This window comes from Rhizobium sp. P1_B8 (genome assembly GCF_056406515.1).
On sequence record NZ_JBFTZZ010000009.1, the window covers coordinates 86,327 to 107,098 of the forward strand.

At 61.1% G+C, this 20,772-nt stretch carries 20 protein-coding genes and 2 pseudogenes; 13 read left to right on the plus strand and 9 right to left on the minus strand.

Annotated features, from left to right (window positions below):
- Positions 1 to 23: 23 nt before the first annotated feature.
- The 5 genes and pseudogenes from AC1D2N_RS13455 to AC1D2N_RS13475 all read right to left on the minus strand — a co-directional run bounded on the left by AC1D2N_RS13455 (position 24) and on the right by AC1D2N_RS13475 (position 4,025).
- A complete protein-coding gene (locus AC1D2N_RS13455) occupies positions 24 to 716 on the minus strand; it encodes a hypothetical protein (protein WP_018447519.1) in 693 nt (230 codons plus the stop codon).
- Between the two features lie 74 nt (positions 717 to 790).
- Positions 791 to 958 (minus strand): annotated as a pseudogene (locus AC1D2N_RS13460) (HupE/UreJ family protein); the annotation flags it as partial.
- A gap of 2 nt (positions 959 to 960) precedes the next feature.
- Positions 961 to 1,095: pseudogene (locus tag AC1D2N_RS13465) on the minus strand (DUF1214 domain-containing protein); the annotation flags it as partial.
- 1,100 nt (positions 1,096 to 2,195) lie between these two features.
- Positions 2,196 to 3,479 carry an O-acetylhomoserine aminocarboxypropyltransferase gene (locus AC1D2N_RS13470; protein ID WP_130652177.1) on the minus strand — a complete coding sequence of 428 codons (1,284 nt, stop codon included), beginning with the start codon at positions 3,477 to 3,479 and terminating at the stop codon, positions 2,196 to 2,198.
- Positions 3,480 to 3,596: 117 nt separating this feature from the next.
- Positions 3,597 to 4,025, minus strand: coding sequence for a CoA-binding protein (locus AC1D2N_RS13475; protein WP_018447514.1), 429 nt, complete (start codon positions 4,023 to 4,025; stop codon positions 3,597 to 3,599).
- Positions 4,026 to 4,145: 120 nt separating this feature from the next.
- Here AC1D2N_RS13475 and AC1D2N_RS13480 point away from each other — a divergent pair, with 120 nt between their 5' ends.
- Positions 4,146 to 4,469: a hypothetical protein gene (locus tag AC1D2N_RS13480; protein WP_130652176.1), complete on the plus strand. Its 324-nt coding sequence runs from the start codon at positions 4,146 to 4,148 to the stop codon at positions 4,467 to 4,469.
- 475 nt (positions 4,470 to 4,944) lie between these two features.
- A complete protein-coding gene (locus AC1D2N_RS13485; protein WP_130652175.1) occupies positions 4,945 to 5,781 on the plus strand; it encodes an EamA family transporter in 837 nt (278 codons plus the stop codon).
- On the opposite strand, the gene AC1D2N_RS13490 is transcribed toward AC1D2N_RS13485, so the two are convergent.
- Entirely contained in the window at positions 5,782 to 6,612 is an 831-nt protein-coding gene (locus AC1D2N_RS13490; RefSeq protein WP_130652174.1) for an enoyl-CoA hydratase, read from the minus strand.
- Positions 6,613 to 6,705: 93 nt separating this feature from the next.
- Positions 6,706 to 6,936, minus strand: coding sequence for a DUF1127 domain-containing protein (locus AC1D2N_RS13495; protein WP_130652173.1), 231 nt, complete (start codon positions 6,934 to 6,936; stop codon positions 6,706 to 6,708).
- 94 nt (positions 6,937 to 7,030) lie between these two features.
- Here AC1D2N_RS13495 and AC1D2N_RS13500 point away from each other — a divergent pair, with 94 nt between their 5' ends.
- The 7 genes from AC1D2N_RS13500 to AC1D2N_RS13530 all read left to right on the plus strand — a co-directional run bounded on the left by AC1D2N_RS13500 (position 7,031) and on the right by AC1D2N_RS13530 (position 13,812).
- Positions 7,031 to 7,909 (plus strand): LysR family transcriptional regulator, encoded by an 879-nt coding sequence (locus AC1D2N_RS13500; RefSeq protein WP_130652172.1) that lies wholly within the window; start codon positions 7,031 to 7,033, stop codon positions 7,907 to 7,909.
- Positions 7,910 to 8,225: 316 nt separating this feature from the next.
- Complete coding sequence (gene rplM / locus AC1D2N_RS13505) at positions 8,226 to 8,690, plus strand: 50S ribosomal protein L13 (RefSeq protein WP_003558420.1); 465 nt, start codon at positions 8,226 to 8,228, stop codon at positions 8,688 to 8,690.
- Position 8,691: 1 nt separating this feature from the next.
- Complete coding sequence (gene rpsI / locus AC1D2N_RS13510; protein ID WP_018241561.1) at positions 8,692 to 9,159, plus strand: 30S ribosomal protein S9; 468 nt, start codon at positions 8,692 to 8,694, stop codon at positions 9,157 to 9,159.
- A gap of 307 nt (positions 9,160 to 9,466) precedes the next feature.
- A complete protein-coding gene (gene cml, locus AC1D2N_RS13515) occupies positions 9,467 to 10,654 on the plus strand; it encodes a CmlA/FloR family chloramphenicol efflux MFS transporter (protein WP_130652171.1) in 1,188 nt (395 codons plus the stop codon).
- Between the two features lie 224 nt (positions 10,655 to 10,878).
- The gene (gene speB / locus AC1D2N_RS13520) at positions 10,879 to 11,841 is read left to right on the plus strand and encodes an agmatinase (RefSeq protein WP_018241559.1); all 963 of its coding nucleotides are present in this window, start codon (positions 10,879 to 10,881) and stop codon (positions 11,839 to 11,841) included.
- Positions 11,842 to 11,901: 60 nt separating this feature from the next.
- Positions 11,902 to 12,834, plus strand: a complete 933-nt coding sequence (gene argC, locus AC1D2N_RS13525) for an N-acetyl-gamma-glutamyl-phosphate reductase (protein ID WP_018447506.1) — start codon at positions 11,902 to 11,904, stop codon at positions 12,832 to 12,834.
- Positions 12,835 to 13,020: 186 nt separating this feature from the next.
- Positions 13,021 to 13,812 (plus strand): sulfite exporter TauE/SafE family protein, encoded by a 792-nt coding sequence (locus AC1D2N_RS13530; RefSeq protein WP_130653527.1) that lies wholly within the window; start codon positions 13,021 to 13,023, stop codon positions 13,810 to 13,812.
- 25 nt (positions 13,813 to 13,837) lie between these two features.
- On the opposite strand, the gene AC1D2N_RS13535 is transcribed toward AC1D2N_RS13530, so the two are convergent.
- Complete coding sequence (locus tag AC1D2N_RS13535; RefSeq protein ID WP_130652170.1) at positions 13,838 to 14,941, minus strand: COX15/CtaA family protein; 1,104 nt, start codon at positions 14,939 to 14,941, stop codon at positions 13,838 to 13,840.
- Between the two features lie 115 nt (positions 14,942 to 15,056).
- Between AC1D2N_RS13535 and AC1D2N_RS13540 the strand changes: the two genes are divergently transcribed.
- Positions 15,057 to 15,266: a DUF2842 domain-containing protein gene (locus AC1D2N_RS13540; protein ID WP_018241554.1), complete on the plus strand. Its 210-nt coding sequence runs from the start codon at positions 15,057 to 15,059 to the stop codon at positions 15,264 to 15,266.
- 119 nt (positions 15,267 to 15,385) lie between these two features.
- The gene (locus tag AC1D2N_RS13545; RefSeq protein WP_130652169.1) at positions 15,386 to 16,624 is read left to right on the plus strand and encodes a GNAT family N-acetyltransferase; all 1,239 of its coding nucleotides are present in this window, start codon (positions 15,386 to 15,388) and stop codon (positions 16,622 to 16,624) included.
- A 6-nt stretch (positions 16,625 to 16,630) separates the two neighbouring features.
- On the opposite strand, the gene AC1D2N_RS13550 is transcribed toward AC1D2N_RS13545, so the two are convergent.
- Entirely contained in the window at positions 16,631 to 18,799 is a 2,169-nt protein-coding gene (locus AC1D2N_RS13550) for a GumC family protein (RefSeq protein ID WP_130652168.1), read from the minus strand.
- 190 nt (positions 18,800 to 18,989) lie between these two features.
- Between AC1D2N_RS13550 and AC1D2N_RS13555 the strand changes: the two genes are divergently transcribed.
- Both AC1D2N_RS13555 and AC1D2N_RS13560 read left to right on the plus strand, forming a co-directional pair.
- Positions 18,990 to 19,565, plus strand: coding sequence for a polysaccharide biosynthesis/export family protein (locus tag AC1D2N_RS13555; protein ID WP_130652167.1), 576 nt, complete (start codon positions 18,990 to 18,992; stop codon positions 19,563 to 19,565).
- A 3-nt stretch (positions 19,566 to 19,568) separates the two neighbouring features.
- Positions 19,569 to 20,738, plus strand: a complete 1,170-nt coding sequence (locus AC1D2N_RS13560; protein ID WP_130652166.1) for a glycosyltransferase — start codon at positions 19,569 to 19,571, stop codon at positions 20,736 to 20,738.
- Positions 20,739 to 20,772: the final 34 nt, after the last annotated feature.

The window sequence follows — 20,772 nt, forward strand, 5'->3', positions numbered from 1 at the left end:
GAGCATGGACTTTGCCCTAAGTGCTAGTAGCAGGGCGGATACGGATAATAGCCACATGCCGGAGGCGGGTAATAACGTCGCTCCGCAGCGGCCGCACCAATCGCCGCCCCCGCCACGACGCCCGCCCCATAGTACGCGCCTGGATGGGCGTACCATCCGCCACGCCAAACCGGCGCGCGGAACCCAGCGCCTCCCACGGCGACGCCCCCATAGGGACCACGTGCCGCGAACCAGTCGATAAACAGCGATGCGGGCCCATCGGCTCCGGCGAGGTCCCCTTCAAGCACTGCTACGTCGAACGTCAGGTCTCCGCCCTCAAGCTTCGGCATTTTCAGGACGACCACCACGTCGGCAACAGAATCACCCTTGGCGCTGAGTACCGATATCGTCGCGTTGGGTGGGTCCTTCGCGAAGCTGTCGGGCCCCTCACCCCATTGCTTGATGAACTCGGAGGTCAGCACGTGGCCCGCCGATCGGACCGGGCGGTCGGCAAACACGATCGACACCGCCGAGATGCCACTCATCGTTAGCTTGCCACCCTCGAGCTTCGCCCCACCGGAATTCAGCACGGCAAGCGACGGCACCATTTTTGACTTGGTCGCTCCTATCGTCTTTTCCGCTGGAGCCGAAATGGCGTCCTGCGCGAAGACAGGCGATGCCGCTAGAAGGCTCGCCGCGACGGCGATCATGCTTATTGCTGAGAGTCTTAGCATCATACATCCTCCAGTTTGATTATGACCACTCCCTATTTCAGGAGCCCTAGATTGATCAGTTGAACGCGCCTGTTGTCGATCACGGTGGCGATGAACATCAACTGCCCGATCTCGACGCCTAGATTGAAGAACAGCAAGGCAAGCGGAATGTCCCCTGAAGGAAGGGCCAGTTCAGACAGTGCCCCCGCGAACCCCAGCCCGTGCAGCAGCCCGAACGCAAAGGCGACCAGCCAAGGGCGTTTCGCAAGGGTGCGAGCGGGCTGTAGAGCCGCAGGATCGTGAACCAGCCCTTGCCGGGAACCGTCTGCACCCAGTTGCCTCGCTTGACGTATTTCGGCTGATCGGGGCCGAAATAGATCGTGGTAGAGCCATCCGCGGCTGCGAGTAACGAGACCGTTCTTTTAAGCGCCGTCATGATGTTCCCTCGGTTGCAGACCTATCATCCAGCGGCTCTGTCATGCAGACTCAGGACACGGAGCTACTCATCGTGACCGTGCATCGCGAATGCGCAAGTATGTAACGGTAACATACGGGGTAGTTGGTGGTACGGGACGCTATGTTCGAAGCAAGCGGCGGCCGGGCGGCAGAAGAGATCGTCATGACAAGGGATCCGACATAACCATATTAAGAAAGCGCGGAATGCTGGCGACCGTGCGCGGCGTCCCTGCGCATAGCGTGGGCGGGGCCGAAGTGGAGACTACGCCCTGCGATATGCTACTGGGTAATGCAATTCTGCATGTCGCGAGACTGGACGTTTCGGTTTGCACGACCGCCGCCGCGAGTGTCTTGGCGGAGGGCATTATGTTGAATTGCGAGGACTGCCGTCGGCTCGCCTTGAAATATGGCGACAAGCTTGAAGTTCGTGAGTAGGAAGCAAGCCCTGAGCACTGGCCGATCAGCTTGGACATCAACACGACATCCGACCTCGGAGCCACGAGAGAATTCAGTTCGATGACGGTGTTCGGGAGTTTCATGGTTGAGACGTGGGGCATTGAACCCGCCTCGGCTGATTTACATCGGCGTCTTCCTTTAACTGCGCCAGTATCGACATGGTCGGGCGGCTGATGAACGCGAAGCCTTGACGAGCTTCCAGTCATTCTCTGACGACACGTTTCCAGTCAGGTAAGCCCGCCGCGCCGGGGAAGATTGAGCGCATGGTATTACAGACGCCGATCCGGGGTCTGTAACTCTATGATTTTCTGACGCGGCGTTTTGAGGTGAACCCGTCGGAGGCCGGGAGTGCCATCGCACTGAATTGGGCGCTGGGCCGCCTCCCCGAGATGGCTGTCGTGCGGCCAAGGGGTTAACAAAACGACCTTCGAGCACAACCAAAAAAAAAATTCAAAAWTCTTCTTTCTTCAAAGTTTGACCGCCGAAAGCGCCCTGTTTTCAGGGGTTTCTCGGCGGTCGACTCAATACAACCTGCTCAAAAAAGTTGTCAAAGGAACTGACGTAGGTGTCAGAGGTATGTGACGAACCACATCAGATCTTCGAGAGCGCCTGTTCAAGATCGGCGATGATGTCCTTGACGTCCTCGATGCCGACGGAAAGGCGTACAACGTCGGGCCCCGCACCGGCGGCGATCCGCTGCTCGTCGGTCAACTGCCGGTGTGTCGTCGAGGCCGGATGGATGACGAGCGAACGGGTGTCGCCGATATTGGCAAGATGGGAGAAGAGCTCCAGCCCCTCGACCAGCGTCTTGCCCGCCTCATACCCCCCCTTGACGCCAAAGGTGAAGACGGAGCCTGCGCCCTTCGGCGAGTAACGCTGCTGCAGAGCGTGGTTCGGATCGTCGTCGAGACCGGCATAATTGACCCAGGCGATCTTGCTGTGCGCCTTCAGCCACTTCGCGACGGCGATCGCATTGTCGCTGTGGCGCTGCATCCTGAGCGGCAGCGTCTCGATGCCGGTCAGGATCAGGAAGGCGTTGAAGGGCGAGATCGCCGGCCCGAGATCGCGCAGGCCGAGCACGCGGGCAGCGATCGCAAAGGCGAAATTGCCGAAGGTCGCGTGCAGGACCACGCCGTTATATTCCGGCCGCGGGCTCGACAGCATCGGATAATTGCCGGATTTCGACCAGTCGAAGGTGCCGCCGTCGACGATGAGGCCACCCATCGAATTGCCGTGGCCGCCGAGAAACTTCGTCAGTGAATGCACGACGATGTCGGCGCCATGCTCGATCGGACGGATGAAATAGGGTGTCGCCATCGTATTGTCGACGATCAGCGGCAGGCCGTGGCGATGCGCGACGTCGGCGATGGCAGCGATATCGACGAAGGTGCCGCCGGGATTGGCCAGGCTCTCGATGAAGATGCCGCGCGTCTTGTCGTCGATCTGGCTTTCGAAGCTTGCCGGATCGGCGGCATCGGCCCAGCGCACCTGCCAGCCGAAATTCTCGAAGGCGTGGCCGAACTGGTTGATCGAGCCGCCGTAGAGCTGGCGGGCAGCGATGAAATTCTCGCCAGGACGCATGATATTGTGGAAGACGATCACCTGCGCCGCATGGCCGGAGGCGACGGCAAGGGCGGCCGTGCCGCCCTCGAGCGCTGCGACGCGCTCCTCAAGCACGGCCTGTGTCGGGTTCATGATGCGGGTGTAGATGTTGCCGAAAGCCTGCAGACCGAAGAGGGCGGCGGCATGATCGGAATCATTGAAGACGAAAGCGGTCGTCTGGTAGATCGGCGTTACCCGCGCGCCGGTCGCCGGGTCGGGCTGCGCGCCGGCGTGGATCGCCAACGTGTTGAATCCCGGATCATTCTTGGCCATGTCGTCCTCCCGTTATTGCTGACGGGAGGGATCATAGCCTCTCGCGAACGAAAGTTAATCGCGATCCGTTTCAACCCATGGGCGTTCCGTGGAAAATCCGTCTCCGCGAACCGCAACTCAGGCAATGAGACGAGGATATTCGATCGCCGGGCAGCGGTTCATCACCACCTTGATGCCGGCGGCCTCCGCCTTTGCCGCAGCCGCATTGTCGCGGACACCAAGTTGAGACCAGATGATCTTCGGCAGCGGCCTCAGCGCCAGCGCCTCCTCGACGACCCCGTCCAGATATTCGGAAGCGCGAAATACGTCGACCATGTCGACCGGCATGGGAATGTCGGCGAGCCGGGCATACACGTTGCGGCCCTGGATCTGTTTGCCCGCCTGCCCCGGATTGACAGGAATGACCTCGTAGCCGCGCGACAACAGATAGCCCATGACGCCGTTGCTCGGCCTGGCCGGATTGGGTGAGGCGCCGGTCAGCGCGATGGTCTTTACCGAATGCAGAATTCCGGCGAGGTAATCATCCGTGTAGACGTCGTGATTCATATCCGTTTCTCCACTCCCGAAAGCCCTTCGCCACGGCGCGCAGTTTTTTTTGCGTTTCCGTGAAACCGGCTGGGCATCTTTTCCGTATATATGAATTGGATACTCCGTGAGGATGATTCGATGAAAAAAATCGCTCTTACCCTCATGCTCGTGCTCGCCGCATCGCCGGCGCTGGCGATCTCGCGCTACAATCCGCTCACCATGAGCTGTGCCAGCGTGCGCGCCGCCATCCACAATCAGGGCGCCGTCATCTTCCGCTACCAATCTCCCCGTGGCTTGCCGCTCTACGATCGCTATGTCCGCAACAGCAATTATTGCGACGCGACCGACTATGCGGAATGGACGCATATCCCCTCAAAGGACAATCCGCGCTGCCAGGTCCTGAACTGCCAGAGCATCGACAACCTTGACGGGATGCTCTTCGTTCCGCATCATCAGCTTTGATGTTTTCAACGTCGTGACAGCCGCCGAAACTGTACGTCTTTCGCGTTTGCGAAAGGTTTTGGCTCAATTGTGCGCTGCGATTTCTTGAAGATTCACAATCGGAAGCTTCAATTTCCCCCTATGTCAAAGCTATAGAATAATATCTATATTTCAGCAGCATAGAATAATCGGCTCCCTCGCTCCTGTAGATATTTTCTCTTTTTGTTCGTGGTAATTCCGCCCTTTGTTCTTCCATCCATTAGAAACATCTCATAGTTGAAAGGATCGTGCGGATTGAACGCATGTCGCGCGCACGTAAAAATTGCTCCAATGCGCCGCCATTGTTCACATAGTGGAAGGATGCTATTCGACATATGAACGCATAAGCGACCGCAGCCGTACATTTTCGTGCAAATCCCAGTTGTCTTTTCAGGAATTTGAAACGCCGAAGGCGAGACGTATTCCGCTTCCTGTCATCCTTTCCGGATTTACTCCCTTGCCTCTCGACGTCATCCTGCTCGTTCTCTTCGGCGCACTGCTGCACGCGACATGGAACGCCATCGTCAAGGCGGGGAGTGATAAATCCCTGGATGCGGCGCTGATCTCTGCCGGCGGCGCTGTTTCGGCGTTGCCGTTCCTGGCGTTCCTGCCGTTGCCGCACGCCTCGGCCTGGCCGTTCATCGGCGCCTCTGCCATCCTGCAGTTCGCTTATTTCCAGTTGGTCGCCGCCGCCTACCGGGCCGGCGATATCGGTCTCGTCTATCCGCTGATGCGCGGCTGCGCACCGCTACTGATCGCCGCGACAAGCGGTTTCATCCTGAAGGAAAATCTTTCCAGCGGCGCCCTTGCCGGCACGATGACGATTTGCGCCGGCGTCCTCACACTCGCTCTGGAGGCACGGCGCGGCAGCAGCCGCGCCGTCATGCTGTCGCTTACCAATGCCTGTGTCATCGCCAGCTACACCTATGTCGACGGCATCGGCGCGCGTATCTCCGGCAATGCGGTTTCCTACACTTTGTGGATGTCGCTGCTGCCACCCGTCCTACTGTTTTCCTGGGCGGTTTCGCAACGCGGCACTGTCGCCGTCGTGCGTCACGTTCGTCGCAACTGGTGGCGCGGCCTCATCGGCGGCGCCGGCTCGATCGCCTCCTATGGGCTGGCACTCTGGGCGATGACGAAAGCCCCGGTCGCGACCGTCGCAGCGCTGCGGGAAACCGCGATCCTCTTTGCGCTGGTGATCTCGATCACCGTCTTCAAGGAAAAAGCCAGCATCTGGCGCTACGTCGCCGGCGTCGTCATCGCCATCGGCGGGCTGATTTTGAAACTGGCGTAGTCACTCGCCCTTCCATTCAGGATTGCGCTTGCCGAGGAAGGCGCCAATCCCTTCCTGCGCATCCTGCGTCAGCATGTTCTCGACCATCACCCTGGCGGTATAATCATATGCCGCCTCCACTGGCAGTTCGAGCTGCCGGTTGAAGGCTTCCTTGCCAATCTTCAGCGTCAGCGGTGACTTGCTGGCGATCACAGCCGCATATTTGGAAACCACCTGCGCCAAATACTGCTTCGGCACGATACGGTTGACGAGGCCGAAATCCTTGGCAGTCGAGGCGTCGATCGTCTCGCCGGTCAGCAGCATCTCCATCGCCTGCTTGCGGTGCGCGGCACGGGAAACGGCCACCATCGGCGTCGAACAAAACAGGCCGATATTGACGCCCGGCGTGCAGAATGTCGAACTATCCGTGCATATCGCCAGATCGCAGGAGGCAACGAGCTGGCAGCCCGCAGCCGTTGCAAGCCCGTCGATCTCGGCGATGACAGGCTTCGGCAAATGCGCGATCTTGAGCATCAGATCGGCAGCGAGCCGAAAGGTCTTTTCGAAGAAACTGGCACCCTGATCTTCATCGGCGCGATGGGTCGTCAGTTCCTTGAGATCATGCCCGGCGGAAAAGACGTTACCGGTCGAGGCGATGACGACGACGCGTACATCCGGCTCCGCCTCGGCCGTCTCCAGCTCGCTCATCAGCGCTTCGAGAAGTGCGATCGAAAACACATTCGCCGGTGGGTTGTTGAGCACCAACCGCAGCACGCCGTCGCGCAGCGAGCGGATCAACAATCCGCCCTCTTCCGCTCTGGCTGCGTCCGGGAAAGATACGATTTCGGCCATGATGCTGCTCCCTGCGCTCGATTCAGGCAGACGTTTTGCCACAAGGCGCCGGCAATTTCGAGCAGGATCCCCACCCCGCCTTGGCCGCTGAAGTCAGGACCAGAACCACGACTTCGATGTCTCGGCCCTCGCCTGCGCACGGGTCAGACCGACATCGCAAAGCTCGTCGTCGGTGAGTTCCGAAAGCGTGCGACGGCTGCGGCGCTTTTCGAGGTGATGTTCGACCGTCATCAGCCGCCGCCGGCTCCATCGCGCCATCCAGCGAATTCTCGACCGAACGATATCGCGAGGTGTTTCGAAGATCTCGCTCAATTCCAGAGCCATCGCTTCTTCCTTTCTTGAACGGGTGAAAGATGCGCTGGAAAATGCCGCGAGAGAAGCTTATTGATATTATCATATGCATAAGGATTTCTTTGGTATGCCTCTCAATCTTGATCAGCTTGCCACCTTCGTCAATGTTGCCGATCTCGGAAGCTTTACGGCTGCGGCCGACAAGGAAGGCCTGACGCAACCGGCCGTCAGCCTGCAGGTCAAGGGGCTCGAACAGCGGCTCGGCGTCCGGCTGATCGAGCGCGTCGGACGGCGAGCACAGCCGACCGCTGCAGGCCTCGACCTGCTCGTGCATGCAAGGCGGCTACTTCAGGAATCGGCCGCCGCGGAAGAAGCGATGGTGCCGTACAGAGATGGTGCGAGCGGCCGCGTGCGCATCGGCAGCGGCGGCACGGCGTCGATCCATCTGCTTCCTCGCGCCATTGCTGCCGCCAGAAAACGCATGCCCGGGCTCGAAATCACCGTGCGCATCGGCGATGCCGACGACATTCTGCACGAACTGGAAGCCAACAGCCTCGACATCGCCGTCGTTGCCCTGCCGGCATCGGGACGGAACTTCGAGATCGAACCGTTCTACGAAGAGGAATTGCTGGCCGTCGCCCCCGCGGGCAGCCTCATGCCCGAAGACGGACCGGACGCCGCATTCATGCGCAACAGGACACTGCTGCTCTATGAGGGCGGCAATACCAGGCGCGCGATCGACGCGTGGTTAGCCGCCCCGGATACCAGGATCCGACCTGCGATGGAGTTTGGCAGTATCGAGGCGATCAAGGAGCTGGTGGCTGTGGGACTTGGCTGGTCGATCCTGCCGGGGCTGGCGCTGAAGCGCGACCGCGCCGGCCTCGTGACGACATCATCGCTGAACCCGCGGCTGACGCGCCGCCTCGGCATGGTTCTACGCCGGGACAAACATCTGACACGCGGCCTTCGCGAAATGATGAAATGCCTGCGCGCGTTCAAAGGTTGAGAGCTGCTTTCGACCGTCGGACCTTACGTCAAACCGGCAGAGGCGACGCCAAAAACGTCCGGCGCAGCAGCCTGGGACCTCGACAAATATGAGGTATTGCAATACCATATATCTAACTTATTGTTTTTGCTTTATTTTTTTTCCAAACCTCGGGAAAGTCGATATTGACCCCATGTCGTATTCCCTTTATACACCGCGCCAGAACGCAGCCTATCCGGGCTGCTTTCTTTTTGGCATGCCTCGAGCGTGCCAATCCAAGCAACAAGAAACGCCCTTCAAGCCTTCGGGCCAAGGGTCCCAAAAGAGAGTATTCACTATGGCAACCTTCTCCCAGAAGCCTGCAGAGGTGGAGAAGAAGTGGGTGATCATCGACGCCGAAGGGCTGGTCGTTGGCCGTCTCGCTTCCATCATCGCTATGCGCCTGCGCGGCAAGCACAAGGCAACCTTCACGCCTCACGTTGACGACGGCGACAACGTCATCGTCATCAATGCCGAAAAGGTCGTTTTCACCGGCAAGAAGTATTCCGACAAGGTCTACTACTGGCACACCGGTTATGCCGGCGGCATCAAGGAACGCAGCGCACGCCAGATCATCGAAGGCCGCTTCCCGGAGCGCGTCCTCGAAAAGGCCGTCGAACGCATGGTTCCGCGTGGCCCGCTCGGCCGTCGCCAGATGAAGAATCTGCGCGTTTACGCCGGCTCCAACCATCCCCATGAAGCCCAGCAGCCGGTCGCCCTCGACGTTGCCGCGCTCAACAAAAAGAACGTAAGGAGCGCCTGATATGGCTGACCTCTCCTCCCTGAAGGATCTCGGCACGGCTTCCGAAGCTGCTGCTCCGGCCCACGTCCGCAAGGTCGATTCGCTCGGCCGCTCCTACGCGACCGGCAAGCGCAAGAACGCCGTCGCCCGCGTCTGGGTCAAGCCGGGCTCCGGCAAGATCATCGTCAACGGCAAGGAATTCGCGGAATATTTCGCACGTCCGGTGCTGCAGATGATCCTGCGCCAGCCGATCGTCGCCGCTGCCCGTGACGGCCAGTTCGACATCATCGCAACCGTTGCCGGCGGCGGCCTCTCCGGCCAGGCCGGTGCCGTTCGCCACGGCGTGTCCAAGGCGCTCACCTACTTCGAACCGGGCCTGCGCGCGGTGCTGAAGAAGGGCGGCTTCCTGACCCGCGACAGCCGCGTCGTCGAACGCAAGAAGTACGGCAAGGCAAAGGCCCGCCGCTCGTTCCAGTTCTCCAAGCGTTAATCGCTTCGGACAGACAGAATTTACGAAGGCCGGGGCAACCCGGCCTTTTTGTTTTGCTCTGTTAAGCCAATTGGAAGCGTGCCGGCATGCCATTGTCGCATTCCGGTTCTGCTGGTAGAAATTTGGCAAAACGCTTCGGGATTAAGCGAGGCCACATTCAAGGGTCGAATCATGGGAATAACCAAGTCCGCAGACAAATAAGCCGCAACAACTTTGCCCTGTTGTTGCGGCGTCTGTCCGGCCAATCCCGATACTGATGAAGAGACAGATCGCCGCCGAATGAAATCATTTGAGCGGGTTCTTTCCCATGTCCTATCCCAAAATCCAGCCCTGGACCTATTCCCTGCCGGCAGCTTTGCTGCTGATGGCACCGTTCGACATCCTGGCCTCGCTTGCCATGGATATCTATCTGCCGATCGTGCCGGTCATGCCGGAGGCGCTCGGTACCTCGCCGGCCGTCATCCAACTGACCCTCAGCCTCTACATGCTCGTGCTCGGCGCCGGGCAGATCGTCTTCGGGCCGATTTCCGATATTGTCGGACGACGGCCTGTCCTGCTCGGAGGCGCGGCACTCTTTGCCGCTTCATCCTTCCTGCTTGCCGCCTCCTCGTCAGCACCAATCTTCGTAGTGTTGAGATTGGTGCAAGCCATCGGCGCGTCGGCGACACTGGTCGCAACTTTCGCAACAGTGCGCGACGTCTATGCCGGGCGTCCCGAAAGCAGCACGATTTATGGCCTTCTCGGCTCCATCCTCTCCTTCGTGCCTGCATTAGCTCCGATCACCGGAGCCCTGATCGCCGATCACTTCGGTTGGCGCGCCATCTTCCTCGTCATCGGCCTCCTTTCGGTTGCCGCCCTTTTCAATGCCGGCATGCGGTGGCATGAAACCCGCCCCGCCGTCACTGCAAAGATCGCTCTCCGCCCGATCCTTACAAGCTTACCCTTCTGGGTTTATACAGTGGGCTTCAGTACGGCGATGGGCGCCTTCTTCGTCTTCTTCTCGACAGCACCCCGCATCTTGATCGATAAAGCCGGATTCTCCGGCATCGCCTTCAGCTTCGTCTTTGCCACGGTGGCGCTGGTAATGATCGTGACGGCGCGTTTTGCCAAACACTTCGTCATACGCTGGGGCATTGCAGGCAGCCTTGCCAGAGGCATGGCGGTGCTGCTTTCCGGCGCTATGCTGCTTGTCTTCGGAGAGTTGTTTCTGCAGCCTTCCCTGGTCAGCTTCGTCGTGCCGATGTGGATCATCGCGATCGGCATCGTCCTTGCGACCGCGGTCACCGCCAACGGCGCGCTCGACGCCTTTGGCGACACGGCAGGAACGGCGGTCGCGCTTTATTGCTGCGTCGAGAGCATCATCGTCGGAGTTGCCGGAACTTTCTTCGTGATTCTGCTCGGCGGCGACAGCGCCTGGCCGCTCGCGGCCTATGTCTGTGCGACCGCGCTGACGACGCTGGCTGGATTGTGGTGCCTGCCGGAGCCGGCCCGATAGGCAGACGAGCAAATGACGGTCGCTCGACGATAACGAGCGGCCGTCGTCCGAACGATCGCTTGAAATCTGTACGCACCTCGCCTACCCCTTTCTGCGCGCAGGGGATCGGCCAGTTCCTTCGCGAGAGAACCGCCGCCTGGCACCCTCACGTCAACGGCGATCATGCAATGCAGCGTCCGCATCGAACGCGACTACGGTTTTGCGACCGAAAAAAGGAGCATGACTTGGCGAACAGATCGATTGACCACGCCTTCACGGCGACCAGCCTCACCTCCGCTGCCAGCGACCCGACATTTGCCGGCGCCCTGTCCTTCATGCGCCGCCGCTTCACCAAGGAGCTCGCCGGCGTCGACGTTGCCGTCTGGGGTATTCCCTTCGATGCCGCGACATCGAACAGGCCGGGCACACGTTTCGGGCCGCAAGCGATCCGGCGCGCCTCGGCGATCTTCGACAATGATGCGCAATATCCCTTCCACCGTGATCTCTTCGCCGAAATGGCCGTGATCGACTACGGCGATTGCCTGCTCGACTATGGCAATCATCAGGACACGCCAGCCGCCATCGAACGACAGGCGAATGTCATCCTCGACAGCGGCGCCTTCCTGCTGACGCTCGGCGGCGATCATTACGTCACCTGGCCGCTGCTGAAAGCCCATGTGGCAAAACATGGGCCGCTGGCGCTCGTGCAGTTCGACGCGCACCAAGACACCTGGTTCGACGAAGAACGCCGCATCGACCATGGTTCATTCGTGGCGCGGGCCGCCCGCGAGGGCATCATCGATCCCGACCGCTCGATCCAGATCGGCATCCGCACCCATGCGCCGGAGGATTGCGGCGTCAACATTCTCTACGGTCATCAGGTCGAGGAGATGAGCGCCAGCGATATCGCCTCGGCGATCATCTCCCACACACGCGGGGCGCCGGCCTATCTCACGTTCGATATCGATTGCCTCGATCCGGCCTTTGCGCCGGGCACCGGCACGCCGGTTGCCGGCGGACCGTCGAGCGCCAAGATCCTCTCGGTGCTGCAGCGCCTGCACCAGCTCGATATCCGCGGCGCCGATGTCGTCGAGGTGTCGCCGCCCTACGATCATGCTGATATCACCGCCATTGCGGGGGCAACGGTGGCGATGTATATGCTGGGTCTTCATGCCGAGCGACGCGCCATCGCCGTGTCACAAGGCTGACCTATCATCCTCAAACTGAATCCGGAAACCTTCAGAACCCATTGAAAGCGCAGGTTTAACATGGCACCGAAAATCTTCATCGACGGCGAACACGGCACGACGGGTCTGCAGATCCGCACGCGCATGGCCGGCCGCCGCGATGTCGAGCTTCTGTCCATACCCGAAGCCGAGCGGCGCAACGCCGCCATGCGCGAGGACATGCTGAACAGTGCCGACATCGCCATTCTCTGCCTGCCCGACGATGCGTCGAAGGAAGCGGTGCAGATGGTTTCGGCCAACAACAATGTGCGCGTCATCGACACCTCGACCGCCTTCCGCGTCAATCCCGGCTGGGCCTATGGCTTTGCCGAGATGGACGGCGCGCAGGCCGACAGGATCAAGGCCGCCCGTTTCGTCGCCAACCCCGGCTGCTATCCCACCGGAGCGATCGGCCTCATCCGGCCGCTGCGCGCCGCCGGCATTCTGCCGGACGGCTATCCGGTCACGGTCAACGCGGTCTCCGGCTATACCGGCGGCGGCAAGCAGATGATCGCGCAGATGGAAAACCCGGATCACCCGGATGCGATCACCGCGCCGCATTTCCTCTATGGCCTGCCGCTCACCCACAAACACGTGCCCGAGATGACCGTGCACGGCTTGCTCGACCGCGCGCCGATCTTCTCGCCGTCGGTCGGCAAGTTTGCGCAGGGCATGATCGTGCAGGTACCACTGCATCTCGACGATCTCGCCGAGGGCACGACGATGGAAAGCATCCATGCCGCACTCGTCGCCCATTATGCCGGCCAGGATATCGTCAGTGTCGTGCCGCTGACCGAAAGCAAGGCCCTGCCCCGCGTCAACGCCGTCGAGCTCGAAGGCAAGGACACGATGAAGCTCTTCGTCTTCGGCACCTCGGGCGCTTCGCAGGTGAACCTCGTGGCGCTGCTCGACAATCTCGGCAAGGGCGCCTCGGGCGCCGCCGTCCAGAACATGGACCTGATGCTCGCCTCATAAGGCGCAGACGACGGCATCGAGGTGATGCCATTCGAGCTTTGTGTCGATCTCTTCATCATGATCTTTCCCCCGCGGCCGCCTCCCTCGGCGGCCGCAGCATCGCTTTCGGCTCGATCATCGGCGACGATTGGGCTATGAGAGCGGACTTTCCTCGCCCGCTATTCCCGAATCACGGAGCCTGATGTCATGACGCTGGATGCGCTGGTCGATGGCGTGCACGCATGGTTTACCGCTGCCCTGCCCGACCATGGCATCTATGCGCTGATGGCGTTTGCCTTCATCGCCGGGCTTGCCCGCGGCTTTTCGGGCTTCGGCGCCGCATTGATCTTCATTCCGCTCGGCGGTGCGATCGTCGGGCCGAAGCTGATCTCGCCGATCCTGCTCGTCATCGACGGCATTGCGGCGCTTGGGATGATCCCTCCCGCCTGGCGCGGAGCCAACCGGCCCGAGGTCTTCGTCATGGCGGCGGGGGCCGCGCTCGGCGTGCCGGCCGGCACGGCGATGCTGGCGCTGCTCGACCCGATGTTGCTGCGCTGGAGCATCACCATCATCGCCATCACCCTGCTCGCGCTTCTTGCATCCGGATGGCGCTACCATGGCGCCCCTTCTGCACCGCTCAGCAGCGGCGTCGGCCTGATCGCCGGGCTTTTCAGCGGCGCCGCACAGCTCGGCGGACCGCCGGTCGTCGCCTACTGGCTCGGCGGCAAGAGCGACTTCACGCGCGTCAGGGCGAATGTCGTGCTCTACTTCTCGATCTCGTCCGTTTTCAGCGCCATCAGCTATTATGTCGGCGGACTGTTCGTGCCTGCCGTCTTCGCGCTGACCGCCGTGATCCTGCCGAGTTATGCGGTCGGGCTCTACGGCGGCTCGAAACTGTTCGGGCTTGCCGAGGAGCGGACCTTCCGCATCGCCTGCTACATCCTGATAGCCGCCGCCGCGATCATCGGCATGCCGCTGCTCGATGGGGTGTTGCGATAGATCCGCCCCGAGAAACCAGCTCGCTTCAATCGCGTTCGGCGATCATCGTCCCATGCGGATATTCGCCGTAAAAGCCGCGCCAATTGGCGACGGCGAAACCGAAAACCACCAGCGCACCGGCTTGGTGCAGCAGGCCCCAGTGAAGCGGCACCTGCATCAGCAGCGTGGCGATGCCGATCGCCGCCTGCAGCGTCACCAGCGCGAAGAGCAGGACGGCGCGGCGTGCATGGGTGGTCCAAGGTGCTGCGCGAAGGGCGATCACCATGTTGATCAGCGTCAATGCGAAGAGGGTATAGGCGCCGATGCGGTGGATGAACTGCACCGTCTTCGGGTTCTCGAAGGCATTGATCCAGAAGGGCTGCTGGATCAACAGATCGGAGGGGATGACGGCGCCATCCATCAGCGGCCAGGTATTGTAGGAAAAACCGGCGTCGAGCCCAGCCACCAGCGCGCCGAGATAGATCTGGAACAGCGCGAAAATGGCGATCGCGGCGGCAAAACCGCGCGAGCTTCGTGCCGGCGCCGGATCATCGGAATGTCTGGCGAGACCGCGCATGATCCACATGCAGCCGGCAAAGATCAGGCAGGCCATGACGAGATGCATTGCCAGCCGGTACTGGCTGACGTCGGTGCGGACGGAAAGGCCCGAGGACACCATCCACCAACCGATAAAACCCTGCAGGCCACCGAGCGCCAGGATGCCGACGAGTGGCCAGCGCAGACGCTTTTCGATCCGCCCGGTCAGCCAGAAATAGATGAGCGGCAGCGCGAAGATCACGCCGATGCCGCGGGCGATCAGCCGGTGCGCCCATTCCCACCAGAAGATGCCTTTGAACTCATCGACGGTCATGGAATTGTTCAGCTGCTGAAATTCGGGGATGCGCTGGTAGAGGCGGAATTCCTCCTCCCATTCGGCAGCCGACAGCGGCGGAATGACGCCGTGGATCGGCTTCCATTCGGTGATCGACAGGCCGGAATTGGTCAGCCGCGTGGCGCCGCCGACGAGGACGAGACAGAAGAGCGCCAATAGCACGAAACCGAGCCAGAGACGCAAGGCGCGGCGGTCACGATTTTGCCTGCGCACTTCTCTCAGGATCGCCTGTTCCGTGGTCGGGTTTGCGACGGCCATGATATCTCCTTCTATCCGGCAGTTGATTTGCCCCACCGGCTCATGCAAAACAAGCCCCGAACCTTTGCGGCATGCCGTCGCGCCGGTTCGACCCATCCATTGCAAGAGATAGCCGATGCCCATCCGCCTCCGCAAATTTATCGGCACGATCCTGATCATCGTGCTCGTGCTCGTCTATGCGCTGGTGGCGAATACGATCGCGGTGGCAACGCTCGGCAACGCGCCCTGGTGGGGACACTTGCTCTACTTCCTGTTCACCGGCCTGCTTTGGGTATTGCCGGCGATGGTGCTCATCAAATGGATGGCCGGGCCGCCGCAGAAGTAGGGCCATTAACGGCCGAATAACCGTGATCCGCGGAAAACCTCGTCCATCGCGTGCGGTTAAACCAAATATACGCCTGGCATACCTACCTTCCCGTTCAGCATTCTTGACCGGAGAAAACCGTGCAGACGCAAAAGCTCGATGTCCATGAACAGCCGTCCGACAAGGCGCTGGCCGAAGCGGCCATTTCGCGCCTGCGCCAGCTGAGCATGAAACTCGCCATGGCCGAAATCGACATCGAAGTCTTCGATACGATGCAGCCGCTGGAGGATGAGTGGCGGGCGCTGGAGCGCGACAATCTCCAGTCCCTGCATCAGAGCTACGACTGGTGCACCGCCTGGGTGAGCGCCTTCCAGCGGCCGCTTGCAATCCTCAAAGGCACCCATGCCGACCAGACGGCTTTCATTCTGCCGGTCGAAATCGTCAAGTCCCGGGGGCTCGCGGTCGCGAAGTTCATCGCAGCCGATCACAGCAACATCAATACCGGCTTGTTCTCCGAGAGTTTTGCAGAAAGCGGCGGAACCATCGACGCCGGCAAATTCGCCAGCCAGCTTCAGCAGGCACTCAAGGGCCGGGCCGATCTGCTGCTGCTGCAGAACATTCCGCTGGAATGGCGCGGGCGACAGACCCCGCTCACGGGGCTGCCGATGGTGCAGAACCAGAATCATGCCTACCAGCTGCCGTTCTTTCCCACGTTCGAGGAAACGCTGAAGCAGCTCAACGCCAAGAACCGGCGCAAGAAATTCCGCGTTCAATCGAAACGCCTCGAGGCGGCCGGCGGCTTCGAATACCTCATTCCCGGGACATCGGAAGAACAGCACCGCCTGCTCGATATCTTCTTCTGCCTGAAGAGCGCCCGCTTCGCCAACCTCGGCCTGCCCGACGTCTTCGCCGACAGGGAAACGCAGGCCTTTCTGCACGGCCTGCTCGACAAGCTGGATGACAGCAAGCAGTATTTCGGGCTGCAGATGCATGTACTCCGGCTCAAGGACGGGCATGAGGGTAAGATCGCAGCGATTTCAGGTATTTCGCGCAAGGGCGACCACATCATCTGCCAGTTCGGCGCGATCAATGAAGAAATCGTGCCGGATACGAGCCCCGGCGAATTCCTCTATTGGCAGACCATTTCGGGACTGCATGGCAAGGGTGTCGCGCTGTTTGATTTCGGCCTCGGCGACCAGACCTACAAGCGCTCCTGGGCGCCGGTCGAGACCCCACACTACGACGTGGTGCTGCCGGTCTCGCCGTTCGGTGTGATCGCCGGCGCCGCGCACCGGATCGTCACCCGCGGCAAGGCGCATATCAAGGCGCGCCCGAAGCTCTATAAATTCGCCCAGGGCATCCGGGCACGGATCGGTTGATCCCGTTCAGGCCGCCCGGCCGAGCGTCTGCTCGGCCCCCTCGCCGCCCGACATCAGCACGACGCGCTCATAGCCTGCGGCCTGGAATTCCGTCATCAGTGCAACGAAAATGGTCTCCTCGACCTCAGGTAGCGAAAGGATGATCTCGACGTCCCGGCTGCGCGTCAGCCGCGAGACGCCAGCGACATCGGCCGAACCGCATTCGACCACCACGAGATCGTAGGCGGCGGCGAGCGCATCGAGCAGCAACGACAGCCGGTCGACACCGCGCATGGCGCGGCGCACGTCGCTCTGGCCTTGAGGGATGAGATGGGCATCGGAAAGGCGGTCGCCGTGGATCGTATCGCCGAAGGCGGCCTCACCGCAAAGCAGATCGGTGACGCCGAGGGCGGCCTGGTCCTCGGCCATCAGTTCTGTGGGGTAGCCGGAACCGGTCATGTCGATCAGGATGACGCGGCGGCCGGCGTCGGCGAGCATGCGGGTCAGCGAAACCGTCGCCGCCGAGCCATTGTCACCAGTCGGAGATATGGCGATTGCCAGCGGCGCGCGGCTGCCGGTGAGATAGTCTGCAACTGAGGCGACGGAGAATTCATTCTCATCCTCTCGCGCCTCCTCGGCAGCCTCCGCGTCCTCGGTCGTATCCTCTTCGTCCGCGACAATGGCGAGCATGCTCGGCTGAACGGTTTTTTTGGCGGGAGTGGCAATCGGAGCAGCCTGCGGCACATGCTTCTCCTCGACGACCGCTTCTGCCTCGATTGCCTCCGGGGTCGCATCTGCTGGGCGGAGCGCCCGGCCGCTGAAGAGTTCGGTCAGCATGATGACGATGGCGCTCATGATCAGCGTCGCGACAGCAGCGACGACAACGATCGGCACCACCTTGGGGAAATAGGGGTCGACCGGCTCAACAGCCCTGGAAACGATCCGCGCATCCGCAGGGCTCGAATTGCTGTCGGCACGGGAGGCGGCCTCGCGGTAGCGCACCAGATAGGTTTCGAGCAACTGACGCTGGGCGTTTGCCTCACGCTCCAGCGCATTGAGACCGACCTCGTCCTCACCGGCGCGCGCGCTAGTGGCCTGCACCGTCTCCGACTGTCGCTCGAGTTCGCTCGCCCTCAAATCCGCGACCTTGGACTCGTTCTCGATGCTTGCCAGGATCTTCTGCGTCTCTTGGCGGATCTGGGTGCGGATATCCGAGAGCTGAGCACGCAGGCTTTTCAGCCGTGGATGATTGTTGAGAAGGCTGGTCTGCAGATCGGAGATCTGCGATTGCAGGCCGGATTCCGTCCCCTTCAGCCGCTGGATCGCCTGTGAGGACATGATGTCGGGCAGCGTATCGAAGGCCTCGCCCGAAGACAGTGCGTTTCGCACCGCCTGCGCCCTCGCCTCAGCATTGGCCTTGTCGCCCCGCACGCGGGTCAGCTCGGCGGAGATATCGTTCAATTGCTGGGCCGGAAAAGTGGTCGTGCCGTTCGTCTGCAACAGCCCGTGCGACGTGCGGTATTCGGCGACCTTCTTCTCGGCTTCGCTGACCTTCCGGCGCAGGCCTTCGATCTCCGGCTCCAGCCAGCGGGTCGCCTCGGAATTGGAATCGAGCTTGGCGCCGCTCTGGGTCGAAAGGTAGACATTCGCCATGGCGTTCGGAATGGCGGCGGCGAGCTTCGGGTCCTTGGAGGTGAAATTGATGCCGATGACGCGTGAACCCGGCACCTGATAGACCTGCAGGCGCTCGACGAAGGCGTCGATGACGCGCTCTTCAGGCGGATTTTCCAGCGGGTTCTTCTTCAGGTGCAGCTTCACCAGGATACTGCTCATGGCCGAGCCGCTGGCGGCATCGTCGAATTCCGGCAGGTTATAGAGCTTCAGGTCGTTGATGACCCTCTTGAGGAGATCGGCCGATTGCAGAAGCTGCACCTGGCTGGCGATGTTCAGTTCATCCATCAGCGGACCAGCGCTGGCGTCATTGATCTGCTGCGTGCTGGCGAAGGCCGGCGCTCGGGGTTCGATGAGGATGCGTGTTTCGCTGCGATATTGCGGCGACATGATTTTGGCGCCGGCAAAGGCGACGCCCGCCCCCAGGAGGGTGATTGTCAAAATCCTCAGACGGCGCGCCCAGACCGCACGGACCAACTGGCCGAGGTCGATGTCCACATCCTGATCACGAGCTACGCCGGACATGCTCTTACTCCACAACAAAGGTGCCGTAAGCGTAAACGACCATGGTAACTCAACGGTTAATGGCGATCTCGCCGAGAAATGAGCGATGATCGATGAAGGAAACCAGGAAATTGCAAGCGCCCTTTACCGGGCATTAACCCTAACGGATCGATAACGACTGCACCGAGTTCATTTTTGTGAGCACAAGCGGATGTCTGTCGTCCAGCCCAAGATCCTTTTGGCCCTGAGCCTTGCAGCCATGTTGGCAGCATTGGGCGGCTGCACGACGTACAAGCCGGCGCCGAAGGCCTTCAACGAGGCGACTATTCAGCCTTATACGCTGGACAGCGGCGATCGACTGCGCATCACCGTCTTCGACCAGCAGAGCCTTACCAACACCTATACGGTGGATCAGGCCGGCTATGTCGCCTTCCCGCTCATCGGCCAGGTCCCTGCCCGCGGCCGAACCCTGCAGCAACTCTCAGGACAGATCGCCCAGAAGCTGCAGCAGGGCTATCTTCGCGATCCCGACGTCACCATCGATGTCGATCGCTATCGTTCGGTCTTCATCATGGGTGAAGTCGGCCAGCCCGGCCAGTATGCCTATGTTCCCGGCATGACGGTGCAGAATGCCATCGCGGTTGCCGGCGGCTTCACCAGCCGCGCCAACCAGCGCATGGTCGATGTCACGCGCAAGATCAATGGACAGGTGCTGACCGGCCGCATCAATATATCAGGGCCGATCATCGCAGGTGACACGATCTACGTTCGCGAACGGCTTTTCTGAGCGATGGCAAATCAGCAGCCGCTCCGCATCCTTCATTGCTTCAGGTCACCGGTCGGCGGAATTTTCCGCCATGTCCGCGATCTCGTCGAGGAGCACAGCAAGGCCGGCCATGAAATCGGCATCCTCTGCGACAGCTCGACCGGCGGCGAGTACGAGGACAGCCTGTTCGATGATATCCGTCCCTATCTCTCGCTCGGCCTGACACGCGTGCCAATCCGGCGTTCGATCAGCCCGTCCGACATTGCGACGATGTGGGACACATACAAGAAAATCAAAAGTTTGCGGCCGGATGTGCTGCACGGACACGGCGCCAAGGGCGGCGTGCTCGCGCGACTTGCCGGCTCAGCGTTGCGGGTGAATAGGTATCGCGTAGCCCGCCTCTATACCGCGCATGGCGGAAGCCTGCATTATTCGCGCTCCTCCCTCGGAGGACAGTTCGTCCTCAAGATGGAGCGCCTGCAGGAATATTTCACCGATGCGCTGGTCTTCATCTGCGAATATGAGCGCGATACCTACGCGCGCAAGGTCGGGCGGCCGCGGACGAAGACGAGACTGATCTACAACGGCATCGGCGAGCGCGATTTCGAGCCGATCCCGACCCGCTCGGATGCCGTGCATTTCATCTATGTGGGAATGCTGCGGGACCTCAAGGGTCCCGATCTGTTTGTCGATGCCTTCGCCAAAACGGAACGGCTGCTCGGCAGGCCACTGTCGGCGCTGATGATCGGCGACGGGCCGGATCGCGACCGCTACCGCGAAATGATGGTCGAACGCGGCCTTGGCAAACGCATCGGCATGCTGCCGGCAATGCGGGTCCACGAAGCCTTCTCCATGGCGCAGAACCTCGTCGTTCCCTCGCGCGCCGAAGCCATGCCCTACATCGTGCTCGAGGGGCTCGGCGCCGGCAAGACGATCATCGCAAGCAGTGTCGGCGGCATCCCCGAGGTGCTTGGCGCCGACAGCGCAGCCCTGGTGGAGCCCGGTAATTCCGACGATCTCGCCCGCGTCATGGCGGAAACGCTGAGCACGCCCGATTGGCACGCCAGGACGATGCCGAAGCCCGAGGCGGTGAAGGCGGTGTTTTCATCCGCCGTCATGGCACGCGATGTCCTGAAATTGTATCATGAGCTCGTCAACCCGGCTGCCAGCCAAGCAATGCCCGTCGCCTCGTAAATATTTCTTAGGGGCTTTCTGGTACTTCGCTTGC